Source organism: Cysteiniphilum marinum (assembly GCF_014857925.1).
Classification (GTDB): Bacteria; Pseudomonadota; Gammaproteobacteria; order Francisellales; family Francisellaceae; genus Caedibacter; species Caedibacter marinus.
Map to the genome: position 1 here is coordinate 137052 of NZ_JACYVZ010000003.1, position 16339 is coordinate 153390.

Sequence of the window (16339 nt, forward strand, 5' to 3'; positions counted from 1 at the left end):
TAGCAGGTGTCATGAATGCAATGGCGTTGAAATAGGTATAATTCAGATTAGCCCGTGTTTTTCATGCCAGCAGCAATGCCGGAAATCGATAGCATCAGCACATCTTCATAGATAGTTTCTTCTTCAGTGCTTAGATTACCTTTTGCTAGTTTGTGTAAAGTCGATGCCTGTAATAAATTCAATGGATCAATATACGGTGTACGATAGTGAATGGCTGAGTATTTGGATGCGGCATGACCATCATCGGTTAGTGTATGTAGCATGCTATTAACCTTGATCATGCTCTTAAGTCGCAAACGCAGATCTTGACCATAATTCTGTAAATTTAAAGAGAGCTCATCATCATAAAACTGAGCAATTTCGGGTGAAGTTTTTAATAGTGTCATATCTAAAAGATCAATCAGGTTTTTGAAAAATGGCCAGTGCTTTAACATCTCTTTGATCAATGCTTTATCTGTAGCTAATGCTGATTGTAAGGCTGACTCCATCCCAAGCCAGCTAGGTAAAATCAATCGAGTTTGTGTCCAAGCAAAGATATAAGGAATTGCTCTTAAGCTTTCTAAACGTGCTGATGGTTTGCGCTTAGCAGGGCGGCTACCAATACATAGTTTACCAAGCGCGCTAGCAGGTGTTGCCTGTGTGAAATACGCCATAAATGCCTCATCATGCACGACGTGGCGATAGTCTGAGGCTGAGTGGTTGCTCATTTGATCCATTACTGTTTGCCAGTTGTCATTTGCTTCTATCGGAGGTGTCAACGTGGCAGCTAAAACAGAGTTGGTATATAGAATGAAGTTCTCTAAGGCATTTTCTTTGGAGCCAAATTTTTTATGAATGACCTCGCCTTGCTCTGTGACCTTGATCCAGCCATTGACCGTATGAGGTGGTAGTGATAATAGCGCAGATTGAATAGGTCCGCCACCGCGACCAACCGAGCCACCGCGGCCATGGAAAAAGCACATTTTGATATCATGCGCTTTACCCACTTCAAGCATTTGTTGTTGGGCCTTATAAAGCTGCCAGCTTGCGGCAAGTTTACCGGCGTCTTTGGCAGAATCTGAATAGCCAATCATCACTTTTTGATTGCCTTTGGTGTGTTCTTTGTACCAGTTAAGTTGAAATAACTGTGATAGGGTTTCAGTACTTCCCTTTAAGTCGTCTAATGTCTCAAATAATGGCACAACTGGTAAGTATCCTTTAATGTGGCAGGATTTTTGCAACAAAAGAACACTTAAAACATCAGAAGGTTGCGATGCCATTGAGATAACATAGGAACCAAATTGATCACGTGGCAATTTGGCAATGGTTTGGAAAGTGTCAATTAATTCTTGTTCATCGTCATTAAAGGGACAATCATCATCAAACAATGAGCGCTTACTTTGCAGCTCTTTGATTAACCATGTGATTTTTTGTGACTCATTTAATTGCCAATAATCTCCTAACTCAAGGTATTGATAAATGCGTGCGATCACCTCACTGTGACGTGAGGATTCCTGACGGATATCCAGTTTCACAAGATGTAAGCCAAAGGTGTGAATCTTGCGTATTAAATCTTGAAGGGTGTCTTGTGCAATTGCCGTGGCATTGTTTTGAATTAAGCTGTTATAGATAAGATAAAGTGGGTCTAGCACTTCTTCAACACTTTGAATACACACACTTTCTAAACGAAAGCGCTTTTTGATAATACGTTGTTGATACCAGTCAATAGTATAGCTAAGACGATCTCGTAATTGCCTTAATAGTACGCGATAGGGTTCATGTCCATTGTTTGTCAATGTGCTAATTTCATGATTACAGGCATTGATCGACAGCTCTTGAATCAGTTCGGTAACGTCATTTAAAATCAAGGTCATTGCTCGCCAGCGATAGAGCATAACAACCTGTTCGGTGATATTGGCAGTGACGTACGGATTGCCATCGCGATCACCACCCATCCAGCTGCCAAACTTAAGCGGTGTTTGATTAAGGGTAAGAGGTGTGAGACCACTATCCAAAAGTGCACAATTAATCCGGCGAAAATACTGAGGAACACTATGCCAAAAAGCCTCCTCCACCACCGCACAGCCCCATTTGGCTTCCTCAATCGGTGTTGGCCGCTTGCGACGAATCTCATCCGTAAGCCATAGATTGCTGATAATAACATGTAATTTACGATCAATATCGACTTTGTCATACGTCGTTTTGGCTTCTTTACGCCATTTGATCAACTCACTGATTTGGTTATATTTTTGCACATTAGTGCGGCGTTTGACCTCCGTTGGATGTGCTGTTAACACTAAAGTGATTGATAGCTGTTGGATAATGTCTTCAATTTTAGTGGAATTTACGCCAGCGTGGGTGGCGTTAGTGATGATTTCATTTAAGCTGTTTGTCGGTGTTTCAATATCGATGCTATGGACGTTTTCGACAATATTAACCAGATTAAGAAAGTGACCAAAGGCACGTGCAACAATAATGCTTTGTTTGGCATCAAGACTTTGAATATAGTGGTATAGATACTTAAAAGAGCTATCTTGACCAGTTTGAATATGAATCGCACTTTGGCGGATCTTCTCAACAATCGCCAAGCCAGCTTCGCCAGTTTGGCATTCGATGACTTTTCCTAAAATATTGCCTAATAGTTCAATATCATTTTTGACCGTTTTCGCATAGGGTGCTTCTTTTATGCTTGTTGTTGGCATATATCCTCCTTGTGTTGCACAACTTGTATTTACACTATCCGATATGCATAAATTTCAAAAAAATTGGCATCAAAATTCCGATAATAATCAGGCTACACGTCCATTTGATGCTCCGCTATGGTTTTGTTGTTTGGATTATAAGCTAAAAAGTGAATGACAACAATTTAAATGTCGAGTTATCTGAGGAGGATATGATTTTAAAAATAAAAAACTAATGATATAGTCTTTAGTCATGTCTTTAGATTATTATTTTGGTGTGGAGTTGACTGGGCACAGATTGGATCGAGCGTGTGAGGCGGGGTGTTGAAATAGCAAAAGTTCGTAACTCTTGGATAGGTAAGCCACTGTTTTACCTTATGGGGCTTTATATCTGCCTGATTTTAAAAAAACATGTAATTGGGAAGTTGAAATGCTGTCCACTATTTGCCGTTTAACTAGCTCTGAAGCCAAACTTGGTAAACTCCAATGACTTAAAGGAAGCCCTGATTTTTCTGGTGCTTCGCAAGCAACGCTTATAATTTTACAAATCTGCTCTGCGCTAAACTTTGCGGGTGTTCCTTCTCTAGGTAGATCATCAAGTATTTCGCATATAGCTCGTTCATACTCAATACCTTTTATTTCTTCTCGTTCAAGGCATGCAAGTCTTTCTGATGCATTATTCCAACGATCACGCCATTTGCATACCGTGCTAGCTACTATATTCAACTCAGCAAGTGTATCTTTTGTCCGTCTATGATCTGCGCTGTCAAGAATAATCTTGGCTCTTAGTTTATAGCGATATTGTCCCGTATTTGATGTATGCAGTTTTGACAGAATACGTCTTTGTTTTTCGGTCAGAAGAATTGCTTGTTTAGCCTTTGCCATTGTTGTTTTAATAGTCAGTTATTTATAAGAATATATTATACTACATTTTGTCTTTGTTTATTTAGTGTATGCAGCACTACTTAGATTGGTGCTGATAGATATTATTTAATGTCAGTGATAATTTCTTCGATACTCGTGAAACTTTGGAGAAGTTCATCAGCATCTGATAATGATTGTAATGAGCTTTTGCGTGATGATAGGACGCTATCGTTTTTGAGTTCATTGACAGCTTGTGCATAAATATCAGCCTTTTCATAGAAATCAGATTCAGATAGTGCGGTGAGTATGATGGTATTTTTGCGATCTGGAAGTTGTGTGAATTTTTCATTGTTATAGACCATGCTTTCCAAGCGAGAAAGCTCAGGTGGAATTTGTTTCTCACTAAAGTTTTGCTGTTGCAAAAGATTGAGATTGAATTTTGCTTTATTGATCTGCCGCAATAGCATTTCTTCGGCTTCTGTTATCAGTGGTTTGTTGATGATTTCTCCGGTGTTACCTTTTAATAGGTCATACTGCTTTTCAGCGGCAGTAATTTTTTGCTGTAGCATTTGCGCTTTAAAGTTAATGTAATCGTATTGTACTTTTGCAAAATCAACAGTTTTTGGCGCGTATACGACTCTTTTAGGGGCATTATCAAGTGTTAGCTGCATGTACTTGGTATGCTCGGAAAGGGTCCTAAAGAGCTGGTCTAGAAACTCATAATTATTTGGCATTTTAGTCGCAGTCATAATGCGATAGCTATTGTCTAGTGATTCAATAAATGTTTGAGATAACAACATTTCATCGAGTGTTGCTATACTGAAATCTTTAGGTGGAAAGTTTGCAGAGAGTGAGCTATCAAATTTAAATAATTGCTGCTGTATTTTTCTAAGTGCATTATCATATTCATTATTGATGATAGTTGCCCATACTTTTGCCTCTTTGACATTCATTTTGGTAGATTGTTGGAGCAATTGTTGCTTGCGTAGGGCAAGCACTTCAAACTCAGCACTTGCTGTATTTTGTGTCTGAATGTATTTGTTGATAAGAAACTTTTCATGGGCGCCGGCAATAGACTTGCTTTCCAATGTATTTAGCTCTTTGAGGATTTCATCATAATTCATATTGTTAATCACAAACATACTTGAATCAGTAATACTCTCTTGTGGATTAATGGCATAGGCTTTGTTTTGCAAGCTTAAATCGTTAATGATTTGATTATTAACAGATGCTAGGTCTTGGCTTGAGGCATTGCCTGATGCAGATTGATTGACGTTTGTCTGATAGGTTGTCAACTCGCCTAAAAGTTGAGCGCTACTGGCTTGCCAATTATTAACAAGTCGTGCTAAGGTTTCTTCGTCACTTGCTAGGTTGTTAGGCATTTGTGCATCATTTAAAATTTGTTGTAATTTGGCACGATAACCATCAATTTTTAGCGGGGCACTTTGGGCAATATTTGCTTGCGATAATTCAGCGATTTTATTTGTTAGGCGATTATTTACTTCTTGATAAATTTTCAGATTATCTAGGCTCTTATATTCATCTATTAAACGTAACTTTGCCTGCATTAATTGCTTTTGTTGTTTTTGAAGCTGGCTTATATTTTTACGAATGCTAGGGTTATTTATATCACCTAACTTGCTAGATTTTTCTAGCTGTGAGAGCTGATCATTTAAAGCAGCAGCTACCTGTTTTGTGGAGGCATTTTGAAGTTTTGCATCACTTAGTACGGTATTGCTTTCCTGTAAGAACAGCAGATAGTTGTTGATATATGCAGTTGAGGCATCTTGAAAATTGCTTTCGTTGGTGCTGCTAAGGAGTTTAAGTGTATCATTTTGGTATAGGTTGTTCGTTGTTGTGTTGACTTCGTCTAACAAGTTTGACTGCCATTTAGTTTCGTCTTCAAAGCTTTTTAGTAAGCGATATTTTTTGACTACACGTAAGCTTAAGCCAACAATGCCGCCAAGTTGACCGACTTGTTCGGCGACCTTTTCATCTTTTAATGTGGTGATGTCGGCAGCAGATACAGGGTTGCTGTTAATGGTGTTATTGGTAATGTTTGTTGCGAGTTGTTGTAGTTGGTTATCTACCTGACTGTTATAAAAAAATGTACTCATTTTGTTAGTTAATGACTGTGATAATGGCAGTGTGCTTAGGTTTGGATAATAGATTTGGGTTAGTAATATATTTTGATAAGTTTGGCTGGCATCACTAAATGGTAATACGAATTGATTGTTGTTTTTAGGGGTAATGCTAGGATCAATAGATGTCGTTTGTAAAGTTGTATTAACGATCGCATTAATCGGGTCTAATAATGAGTTGTTAACGGCTTCTTTAGCGGCGTAAATATATAGTTGGTTATTATAGTAGCGTGCAAATAATGGAATGCCGCGAGAGAAATACTGACTGTAAATATCCTTAGCGGTTAAGCTATTAATCTCTAGAGTTTTGGTGTTTTGTGTATTGTTAACTATCGCAGTCACTTTAGCTTGTGCGATATCAGTCTGGGTAATGGCAATAACGATTTTCTGACTTATCATATAATCAAGAAGGTTTTGTGATGTGAGATTAAAGTTTGGGGTTGTGGTGGTAGCTTGTTTAGTATAATCATATTGACCACCACAATTTATCGTATCGATATAAAGATCTAGGGTGCTACTGCCAAGATAGTTCTTGACACCATCATTGCTAAGCACAAGTTGGTCGTTGCCAATGCATAGTGAATCTTTGGCATCACTTGGCGTATCTAAGAATGCGGTGCTCCCTTTGTTATCAAATGGGTATGGATATAGACCAATTTGGCGAACACCTTGAGTTAGATAGTTGATGTAGGTGGCTGCTACATCTAGACCTTGTCCTGCGAGTATAAAAAGGACCATGATTGGCGCGTTATCAAAGTCAATCGCAGCGGTTAAAATAAGTGCTATTTTTAACCAACGTTCATTGGCGGATGCGTTAGTGCTCAAGTTAGGGTCAGCAACGGGGATATCAGCAATAAAAAGTGGTTTTTGTTGTGGTTTGTTCACAAAGCTTAAGTCACTGGAGAATGTACTGCGTTTACTTAAATCATAGCTTTTAAAATTACTTTGAGCATCACGAATACTTTTTTTGACTTCATTTGATAAATTCTCTAAATCCTGCATAGCATCATAACCGCATTGGGTCATTTGGCGTAGTGTATCACCGCCTTGACCACCTAGGACGCTTAAGGAACCACATAAAGTGACAATGCCAGCTGCGGCGAATTTTCCTTTGATTTTTGCCCAAGTGGATGAAACCGGTGCGCCAGTAAAGAGCGATAAAATAGCACCATTGGCATTTTGTTTAGGATTCAGTGGATTAAACCAGCTGATGGTAATCAGGTTGTTTTGAAAGGCACTATTATAGCCAGTTAAGGTATCCATTTGTGGGACAGATAAAGAGAAGCCTTGCAGTTGCATGTGGTTTGGTGTGATGGGGAAATAAGGCTGTGGATGTAATGAAGCAGTGACTGAATTACTGTTTGCAATGACATCAATAAGTTGTTGTGATTGATTGTGAAGTGTCAATGAAAAGGCATCTTGGGCGTAGGGTGCCGCAGCATTTTTGCTAAAAGCCGTCTCCTCAATTTTGGGTAGAATCATTGGAGCGTCTTGCATTTGATCAAGCGAGAAGTTCATGTTTCTATAGCGTCCGGCAACATAATATCCAACGCACTCAGCGGTTACCTGAGTAAGGTCTTCTGGATTCTGTATCACCAAATAAGTTGGGTAAATATAATTAACACCAGCTACACTTTCAACCGCGCCTGTAACATCACCAAAAAAAAGTTTTGGTGTGTCTTTTACTGCTTCCCAAGCAACATTTAGACTGGACTTAAGGGTGACTTTATCTGCTTGGTTTGGATTGTAGGTTTGTTGAAATCCTTTAATAATGTCAGGGTATGCTTTGAATTTTTTATAGTTTTTCTGCCATTCGCTTTCACAGTAGTCATATAGTGTATTGCTATAATCATCTTTTTCATCATAACTATAGGCATCTAGGGTTATTGCAAATGCAGCATGTGAAAGCACAAGGCTTAGTATTAGTACTTTAAATAATTGAGTTGTTTGCTTTATAATATGATGCATTTTGTTATTCCTTCAGATATCTAGCCATCATTACTTGGCGCATTCAAGTTACAAATTCAAAAATTACAAACCTTGATTTTTTGCATATAAAAAGAGTATAGCCCATAGCAATTTCTTTGCTAAAGATTGTTAAAAATGATTGATATGTGGACAATTTAAGATTGGTGAACTTTACTTGATGCATTGAATGTTTTTGTTTTGGTTAAAGCATTAAGGATGAACTGCTATGTATAAACATATAACCACCTACTTATTAATGTTTCCATTAATGACATTAGCGAGTATGACTCAAGAGCAAATTGAAGATAGTAATGCCGGTAAAGAAGTGCATACGTCAGGAAGCTCATTAATAGCAACAGATGCTGCAAATACGTCAAGTGTAACAGCAGCGACAAACACTCAACCAAAAGTTGATACGAGTGCTAATGTAACCGCACCATCCGGCGTTGATGTTGATAATGCCAATTTTATTAAAGAGCGTATTAGACAAGTGATTGCGAGTGCTAATAAACCCTACGTTGCTGATAGTTATGTGACGGATTATTCAAAAATATATGGCGTGAAAGGTAAGGCGGTAACCTATGGTACCAAGAAAGAAGCAGGAAACTCACCTTCAGCTTATGTACCATGGGCAACACGAAATACATCAACGGGAGCTTGGACAACCAAGCTTACACAGAATCCGCAGTTGATTCACGATAGCATTACTGTTGTCACTGCTTTGACGCTGCTAGATAGTGTATTAGCCAAGTTAAACAAAAAGTATCAAATCAGTGCTAAGAAGATTTTACCATCGACTATGGAGAGTGCGGCAAGACAATTATCAGGGTTGCTTAAATTAAGCTATTGGCAGCAAAATAGTGAACGCTTGCTACAGGCTTATGCAGATAGTTATAAATCGAATTTTCTGTCAGCCATTTTAAAGAATTGTCGAGTCGATTTATCAGTGGGACTTAACTCAAATGATGATGTGCAGGCGTATCAGAATTGTTTAACTAAACAAGTAAACCTTGTAGAAGCTGAGCTAAAAAAAAGCACACCTCAACAGATACAGCAATTTTTACAACAACAAAAAGTGCCTAGAGAATATTACCAAACCCAAACAAAGACACAAGGCTATCAACAGCCTAATAATCAGCGCTTTAGAGGTGGTATGGGAATGTAAAGGAGACTCAAATGAAATTACTAAGAGTAAGTTACTGTTTAGGCGCGTTGTTGTTTGTAATGCAGCAAGGACACGCTCTTGATATTGATGCCTATAGTTATGATAAAAATAATGACTACACCAATGCATTATATGCTTTTTGTGAACAGCAATGGCAGGATAAGTCTCCCCAATTTGAATCCCTTAAAAGCATCAAGCAGAGTTTTTTCAAGCAGTATTATACAACCGATCTAAGTGTGCTAGGAATTCTAGGAGATGTAGGGCAATCTTTGCAAGATCATATGACTTTGGGGCTATCAGCGGCGGTAGGTCTTGACTACATCTATCCAACATATTTGGTGTTGAACAGCAAAAAAGATATGCAGAAGATTACGCCTGAGTGTATTTATTACTATATTGCTGGCAGACGCACTACGTCAACGTATACATTAACCTCATTGAAAGAAGACCCTACTTTGCGTGATTATGAGAAAGTATTCCCTATCAATGAGGCAAAGTTTTATGAAAATGCGGCAGCTAAGTATTCACAAGATCAATTTTATGTGCGCCTGCACAATCAAAGTGAGCGTTTTATCAAAGTAGATATCAATAGTAATAATGCTTCTGCTGGGGTGAATAGACCGCAATTTTTTCCAGAGCAATCAACGGCTGTTCAAGCATCAAGTTTAGCCATTGGCACACCAACTTCAGATACAATGATTGGTTATAACAATAACTTTTCATCTAACTTGATTGCATTGAATTGGTATAACGTGCTAGATCCTAAAAGCTATAATCAAGGTGCATTATTGTCACTGTTTAATGTGAACCCAAGTAAAGATAGCTTGACGGATGTGAAGTATATATCTTCAATGATTGTTGCCATTCCTTTGTGTATAGCAACAAACTATGATGTAACTTCAGGCAAAACAGTGAAACCTAAGGACTGTGGTAAAAATCTTGGCAATGCACTCATGGGCAAGAGTAATATTGCCCAGCAGAATATCAAAGATCGTTTTGCCAAGATACGCTCATTGGATCTTAAAAACAAAGAAAAATACACGCAAGATTTAACGGGGATTAAAGTAGATGAGGCGGGTAATTATGTCTCTTTGATCAAAACACCCGTGGTTGACCCTAAGCTGTTTGAAAATGCAACGGCAAATACCATTTGGATTAATACTATTGCTATTGGTGCAGGCTTTACTGAGATGCCTGTGTTGGTTCTTGAAGTATTAAATGAGATTGCGAATGTCGCGCTAGATGTTGGCTCTAACTATATTAATATGCTTAATCGCGGAAACAGACAAGTTTCACTTTACCAAATGCCTTATGATAATGCAGGGAAAACTGATTTTTTAGATAACCCAGAAGCGGGGAAAGATAAACTTTGCGTCGCTAAGGATTATCTGGTTTTGGGCACACAAGCCAGTTATCAAAACAATGCATTAGCTAAGCAAATAGCAAAGCAAGTTAATGATTTATCAGCATCTGGTGGTAAATATATGGGCAGTAGTGTGATTGATCTATATATTGATGATCAGCGCTGTGGTGGGCAGTATGATTATAGTAAAGCACTAGATGAATTTGCCTTACCACAATATAAAACGATCTCAGCTGCGTTTTTAGACTATCTTATTGCTAACAAAATGGTGTCGCCGTTATTTCCTAACGGTGATATAAGTAACAGCATTAGTGTTAAAGTCAATGGCTCAAACAAGATCGTTAGGGTGACCTTACCAGAAAATATACTTAAAAATATCATTACTAATTATACCTTGAGAGGTATCCCATTATTTGCCAGATATTATAGTGGGGAGCTTATCATTTATGCGGCAACTGAGGCAGTGCAAGCAGCATTTCAAGATCCATTAAACAGTACATTGCCTTCGATTTTATCGACTACAGCGAGTAATATTAGTTATGACCCTAATAATATCAATGGCTTTGTTCAGCCAGTAGATAATAGTAGTAACAGTTTGCAAATGGCAAGTCATAACCTGATGTATTATCGCAATATTAATGCGCAATTACCGAATAAAGCATTAGATACTTTGATTGGTGGGTATTTTGATAAAGGTCAGACAAATGTAAATATGACATTATCGACGAACGCAACTGATTCGGATAGCGATTCAAACGCCACAAAAAATCTGGCATTAAAAATTATACTTGGCACAGGAGTAACTGCGCTTACTGGTACGGTAACTTATTTGGCGATTAAAGTGGTTAAATATCGAATGTTGCAGAGGGGATTTAGAGTTTATGACCAAATGTACTCAAAAGAGCTCAAACTTATGGAAGAGGGTCTTGATGGTCTGTATCCAAATGAAGCAGAACTACAAAAACTGGGTGATATTGTTAATAAGATGATTAACACAAACTCATTAGATGAAGCAGCGAATGCTGCTAGTGATGGCGAGAAAATAATAGAGAGGTACGCTGGCAAATCAAGTCCAGTAGATGTCAGCAAGACGTTGGATAAATACGAAAAAATATTAAATAAATATCAAGCTGATTTAGGACAGATAGGGCAAAAATATGGTGAATTGCCAGCTTATCAAGCATTGAGCGATAAACTTGGCAGTGCTCAGAAGAAAGTTGCGGATTTTTGGAATCAAAGAAAGGTGGCTTACACTGATCTTCAGCAAATAAGTGATCAATTTAACTCAGCAATTATTGCCCAGAAGCAACAAGATTTAGTTAAATTACAGGCAAGTCTAAAAGCAAATAAGGGACCTTTTAGCAAAGTTTATCAACAGTCTATAGAGAGCGCCTTGAATAACTTTAAAACCAACATGAAAACTAAAATTCGTGATATGGCAGGGTTTTCACTCACACAGCAAAAGCAATTAGTTAGTGATTTTTCTTCCTACTTGAGAAATCGAGATTATGGTTCGTTTGGTCAAGAGTTGCTAGCCAAACAACGAAAATTTAAAATAGCAAAAAATAAAATTGATCAATATTATAAAGAAATCCAAAAAAGTTCGATTTATAAAAATAATCGCACAGAGTTTGATGCTGCTTATGAAAATGCCGTAATGGATTTTAATAAAGCAGTCAACGATTTCAATATTAATATAGTGTTAAATTCCACACAAAAGACCCATTTAGATGAAGTGGCTCGTACCAGCTTGCTACAGGAGAGGAAAGTTGTGGAGTATGTTGGTGGTTATAGCAAAAAGTTTAATCTTGCTATGGCCAATACATTAACCTCTAACATTAGCCTGAGGAATACATTCTCTAATGTAAATGTAGACAACCCAATTAAAATACTGGCTGAAGAAGCTGGTTATAATGCACTCGATATCTCATCAATACAATCAAAATATGATATGGTGTTGTCTCAAAGTATGAATGATATTGTATTTGCTCTTGTTGAGCAATCATCGCCAACAGAGTTTAAAAAACTTCGTAAAGCCTCACAATCATCAGAAGAAATAGGAAAAATAGGAGAAATTATAGAAAAACCATCGATAGGATCAAAAGCGCCATTGAAGACACTGTTTGACAATAAGGCATCGATTCAAGATCTTGAAAAAATGCTGATAGAAATATCGTCGCAGAAGCAACAACCAATGGTAACTAAGGCAATGAACTTGGAAAAGGTTTCAGAATCATTAGAATCATTGGGCTCACTAAATGATCTGAAAAAGTTGAACTATTAAGAGAGTATAAAATGAAGCGTTTATTAATTGCTTTTTTTGGTTTGGGATACATGTCATTATGTATGGCGCTCAGTGTCAATAGTGGTGACTATGACAAGAACAACCGTTATACGAATGCGTTATATGAATACTGTGAAAATGAGTGGCAAGCGATCTATGCTAATTTGGATAGTTTGCCGGCAATAAAAGCCAGTTTCCAGCAAACTTATATACCACAAGCGACGGAATCAGTATCACTCTCAAGTATTTGGGGAATGGTTAAGGATTCACTATCTAATGTGATATCTCAGCAATTTGGCGGAGGACTTGATGGGATTACGCAAACTATCGTTGGGGTATATTACACCTATCCTACTGTATTGGTTACTCAAAGTAGAAATGATCTAAAGAAAATCACGCCTGAGTGCCTATTATATTATATGGCTGGTCGGACACTGAAAAAGAACGTATCACTAGAGCAGGCAAAGTCAACGCCACTTATTGTGCCAAAAATTGAAGAGACAACTTTTGTAGCACAAGCCGCAGCGAGCTATTCGCAAGATCAGACTTATGTTAATTTACATAATATGAGTAACAAAGACGTTAAACTCAATATCAGTAGTAACTCAGCCACGACATTTATTAATACGGTGCAGTTTTTTCCAGAGCAAAGTATGCATAGTTTAGCAAGTGCAATATCGTTATCTATCCCTGCAGTGAATACCTTAACTGGCTATAACAATAATTTTCAGAACAATGTGGTGAGTTTGTCATGGTATGATAACAAGGCGCCAGCAAAGACAGTAAATGGCGCGTTATTATCGCTTTATACTGAGAACTCAAGCAATGATACGTGGACGAATGTCAAATACTACTCAGAGCTGTTTGCAACGAGTGTGATTTGTTTTGCGATTCCTTATACCACAAGCACCCCGCAAAATGGTGTGGAAATTCCAGTGCCGTGTAGTGATGATGTGTATCAACAGTGGGTTAATAGTAATGCTGAAGTCCCAGCTGATATTTTGAAAAAACAAAGTGAACTACAAGCATTACCATTAGCAGATAAGAAAAGTTATAGCCAAAACTTAACGATGATTCGCTCTAGCGCAAAACCTATCAAATATACGCCATTAACTTCAGTGCCTGTATATGACAATAAGTTATTCCAAAATCAAAAAGCCAATATGGTTTGGATCAGTGGCTTGGCATTATTAGCCGGTGCGGTGGATTTTGAGAATAGTTACGTGCTTGTTCTTGGAATGTTATTAAGTTCAGGTCTTGATGTGTTTTCAAGTTATATTAATGTTTTCTCCCAAGGCACGCGTAGCCTTTATTTATATCCTTATCCTTATGAAAAAGGAGGAAGTAATGCTTTTTTAAATGCACCTGATAAAGGTAAAGATGAATTGTGTGTTGCCAAAGATAGATTGGCTTTAAGTAATCGAAACGATGCAAAATATATGGGTGAGAGTCAAATAGACTTGTATATCAGCGATAAGGTATGTGGTGGTCAATACGACTATGCAAAAAAGGCTAGTTCAAAAGGGGGGCTACAACCTCACTATGAAATTATTTCAGCGCAACTGTTGGATTATCTGATTGATAAAAAAGTCGTTAGCCCAATATTTAATACAACGGGAATAGCTGCAGAAATAATCGCGCAAAATGATGATAGTGGTGCTGCCCAAAAAATAAAAATTGCAGCAAGTGATCTAAAGAAAATCTATACAAACTATACCCTTCAAGGGATTCCTTTGTTTGCGCGCATTTATCAAGGGCGCTTGCTACTATATGCCAGTGACAAAGCGGTTCAAGCGGCACTGAATGATCCTATTAACATCATGCTAAATAACTATTTAGTAGGGCAAGCAAAAAAAGTAGGGTTAAGCATAACTAAAGAGCAAACATTTGTTCAACCTGTTGCCTCATCCTCACAACAGGTGCAAGGAGTGGTACTTGATAAATCATTGAAGCATATATCAAGTGCATTGCAGAGTAATCCTGCAGCAACTACTCAGTTAATGCAAAGCTTTAGGCTAAATGATGCAAGTAATACTTTGGTAAATACGGGTAAAAGCGATAGTAAACAAAATGTTGATATGAATAGGCTGCCAGGTAATATTGAAAACTTTGCCAAGATAGTTGGCTTCGTCGTTGCCACAGGTGGTGCCGTTGCTGTTGTAGGCGGTATTATAGTGGATCAAATTGAAGAAACACGATTGTTTAATCGAGAGGTTATACCAGCTGAGCTTGAAAGAATTAAATTAATGAAACGCAAGGTGGAGGAGTTGTGGACAAGCTTTGATGTGACTAACAAATTAACAAGCAGTGATGTAAACACTTTAATAGAGAATTATCAGCAAACCATGGGCGTATTAAATGAGGCGAGCAATCTTCCTGAGGCAACAGAAAAAAACTTAAAAAGCGCAATCAATGATTATGAGCAAAGCATAGAGCGTTCACAAGAAACGCTAGGCTTAGTGTTAAAAGCAGCAGAAAAATTTGATCAAAAATTAAAAAGTTTGCAAGAGGAACTATTACAACAGAGTTGGTATTTTGTACTAGAAAACAGAAACATGGTATTAACAAGAGGCTTTAAGGTGATTTCTGATCAACATGATGCGTTAGATGCCCGAGTAGCACAAATGGCAAGTGTCAGTGAGGAGATTATAGGGCTTGCCAACGGAGGTAAACGTGCAATGATTGCATTGTCACAATTACAAAGTGCGACTGATGCCTCTGTTCAAGAAAAAATGGTGCAATTGAGTAATATGTATCAAAATTTTGCGATGGAGAATGGGTGGGGATTGGCAGGCGTGTATACAGAAACTAATCAAGCAAATGTGCTCAATACCGCGCTTAATTATCCCGAGGGAATCAAGACAAAACTGTCGGAATTAGCAAAGCAGCCCAAAGGGAGCTTGGGGGCGAAAAATAGCATTACTGAAGTGACTGATTTTGCGGTTAACGATTTTGAGCAACGTATTATTCAGTTTGACGAGGTGTTAAATAATGCCATTGAGCTTGAGAGGGTGTATTTATTTACAATACCTTATATGGAGCTCAAAAAAACGGTTGCTATATATGAGCAGACGATTAATAAGCAATCTGAATTGTTAAAAGGAATGCTTAAATCAAGAGCAAATGCAGAAGAGCTCTACCCGCAAATTAATTCAGCTAAGCTTGAGGCGCAAAATAAGCTGGATAAGATTAACCTGAAAGCCGATGACAAGTTTATACAAGTTCTACAAAACCAGAATTTGTCAGAGGCTATGGTTGATGAGCTATTCTATCAAGAAGATTTCATTACAGAGATCAATAAACTTTCAAAGCAGAACAAGGTAAGAATGGAAGTGCAAAAGCTACTGGATAATTATATCCAAACATTACCTAAAGACGTGATGATAGAGAATTTTGATGCTTTGGTTGCGGAAGCTGAGCAAAACGTTGATTTGGTGCAAAAATCACAAAAGTATATTGAATTTAGGCTTAAGCAAAGACAGCAACATTTGACTGTTGTCGATGAGATTTTTAAAACAAATCCTGAGTTTGCGGATGCTAGCATGTATGAGGAGCCAATGTTTGAAAGTGAGCTTTTGATGCAAAAAGTAGCATTATTGTATGAGGATAATCAGCAATTGCACACGGCTAAATATGATTTAAATATCCAGCTAGAAACAATAAAAACCAAGCTAACTGAACAAGGTGTGATTCAGTCTCAATATGTATTACCAAGATCACGCGTGATCACATCAGAGAACTTGATTACCCAAGCCAGACGACAGATTGGTGAAGAAAGTGAGATTGTTGAGAAATCTGCGTTTTTGAATGAGCTTGAGAATATTGTCAAAGAAAAATAGCTTGAATGCCAAATTTATAATGACAACTCAATGCGAGGATATAAACTTGTTTAAT

Annotated in this window: 6 protein-coding genes; 3 read left to right on the forward strand and 3 right to left on the reverse strand. The window is 37.8% G+C overall.

The window, feature by feature from the left end; translation table 11 throughout:
- Positions 1 to 47: 47 nt before the first annotated feature.
- The 3 genes from ppc to IE867_RS03165 all read right to left on the reverse strand — a co-directional run bounded on the left by ppc (position 48) and on the right by IE867_RS03165 (position 7633).
- On the reverse strand, positions 48 to 2681 hold the full coding sequence (ppc, locus tag IE867_RS03155) for a phosphoenolpyruvate carboxylase (protein ID WP_192483326.1): 2634 nt from the start codon (positions 2679 to 2681) through the stop codon (positions 48 to 50).
- A 354-nt stretch (positions 2682 to 3035) separates the two neighbouring features.
- A complete protein-coding gene (locus IE867_RS03160) occupies positions 3036 to 3545 on the reverse strand; it encodes a helix-turn-helix domain-containing protein (RefSeq protein WP_192483327.1) in 510 nt (169 codons plus the stop codon).
- A gap of 101 nt (positions 3546 to 3646) precedes the next feature.
- On the reverse strand, positions 3647 to 7633 hold the full coding sequence (locus IE867_RS03165) for a hypothetical protein (RefSeq protein ID WP_192483328.1): 3987 nt from the start codon (positions 7631 to 7633) through the stop codon (positions 3647 to 3649).
- 226 nt (positions 7634 to 7859) lie between these two features.
- On the opposite strand from IE867_RS03165, the gene IE867_RS03170 reads away from it, so the two are divergent.
- The 3 genes from IE867_RS03170 to IE867_RS03180 are packed head-to-tail and all read left to right on the forward strand — an operon-like array spanning position 7860 to position 16284.
- Positions 7860 to 8798 (forward strand): hypothetical protein, encoded by a 939-nt coding sequence (locus IE867_RS03170; protein WP_192483329.1) that lies wholly within the window; start codon positions 7860 to 7862, stop codon positions 8796 to 8798.
- A gap of 11 nt (positions 8799 to 8809) precedes the next feature.
- The gene (locus IE867_RS03175) at positions 8810 to 12445 is read left to right on the forward strand and encodes a hypothetical protein (protein WP_192483330.1); all 3636 of its coding nucleotides are present in this window, start codon (positions 8810 to 8812) and stop codon (positions 12443 to 12445) included.
- A gap of 11 nt (positions 12446 to 12456) precedes the next feature.
- Positions 12457 to 16284, forward strand: coding sequence for a hypothetical protein (locus tag IE867_RS03180; protein ID WP_192483331.1), 3828 nt, complete (start codon positions 12457 to 12459; stop codon positions 16282 to 16284).
- The last annotated feature ends 55 nt before the right edge of the window (positions 16285 to 16339 follow it).

Excerpts from the sequence above, each read along its gene's own strand:
- ppc (WP_192483326.1), bottom strand. The coding sequence starts at position 2,681 with ATGCCAACAACAAGCATAAAAGAAGCACCCTATGCGAAAACGGTCAAA.
- IE867_RS03160 (WP_192483327.1), bottom strand. The coding sequence starts at position 3,545 with ATGGCAAAGGCTAAACAAGCAATTCTTCTGACCGAAAAACAAAGACGT.
- IE867_RS03165 (WP_192483328.1), bottom strand. The coding sequence starts at position 7,633 with ATGCATCATATTATAAAGCAAACAACTCAATTATTTAAAGTACTAATA.
- IE867_RS03170 (WP_192483329.1), top strand. The coding sequence starts at position 7,860 with ATGTATAAACATATAACCACCTACTTATTAATGTTTCCATTAATGACA.
- IE867_RS03175 (WP_192483330.1), top strand. The coding sequence starts at position 8,810 with ATGAAATTACTAAGAGTAAGTTACTGTTTAGGCGCGTTGTTGTTTGTA.
- IE867_RS03180 (WP_192483331.1), top strand. The coding sequence starts at position 12,457 with ATGAAGCGTTTATTAATTGCTTTTTTTGGTTTGGGATACATGTCATTA.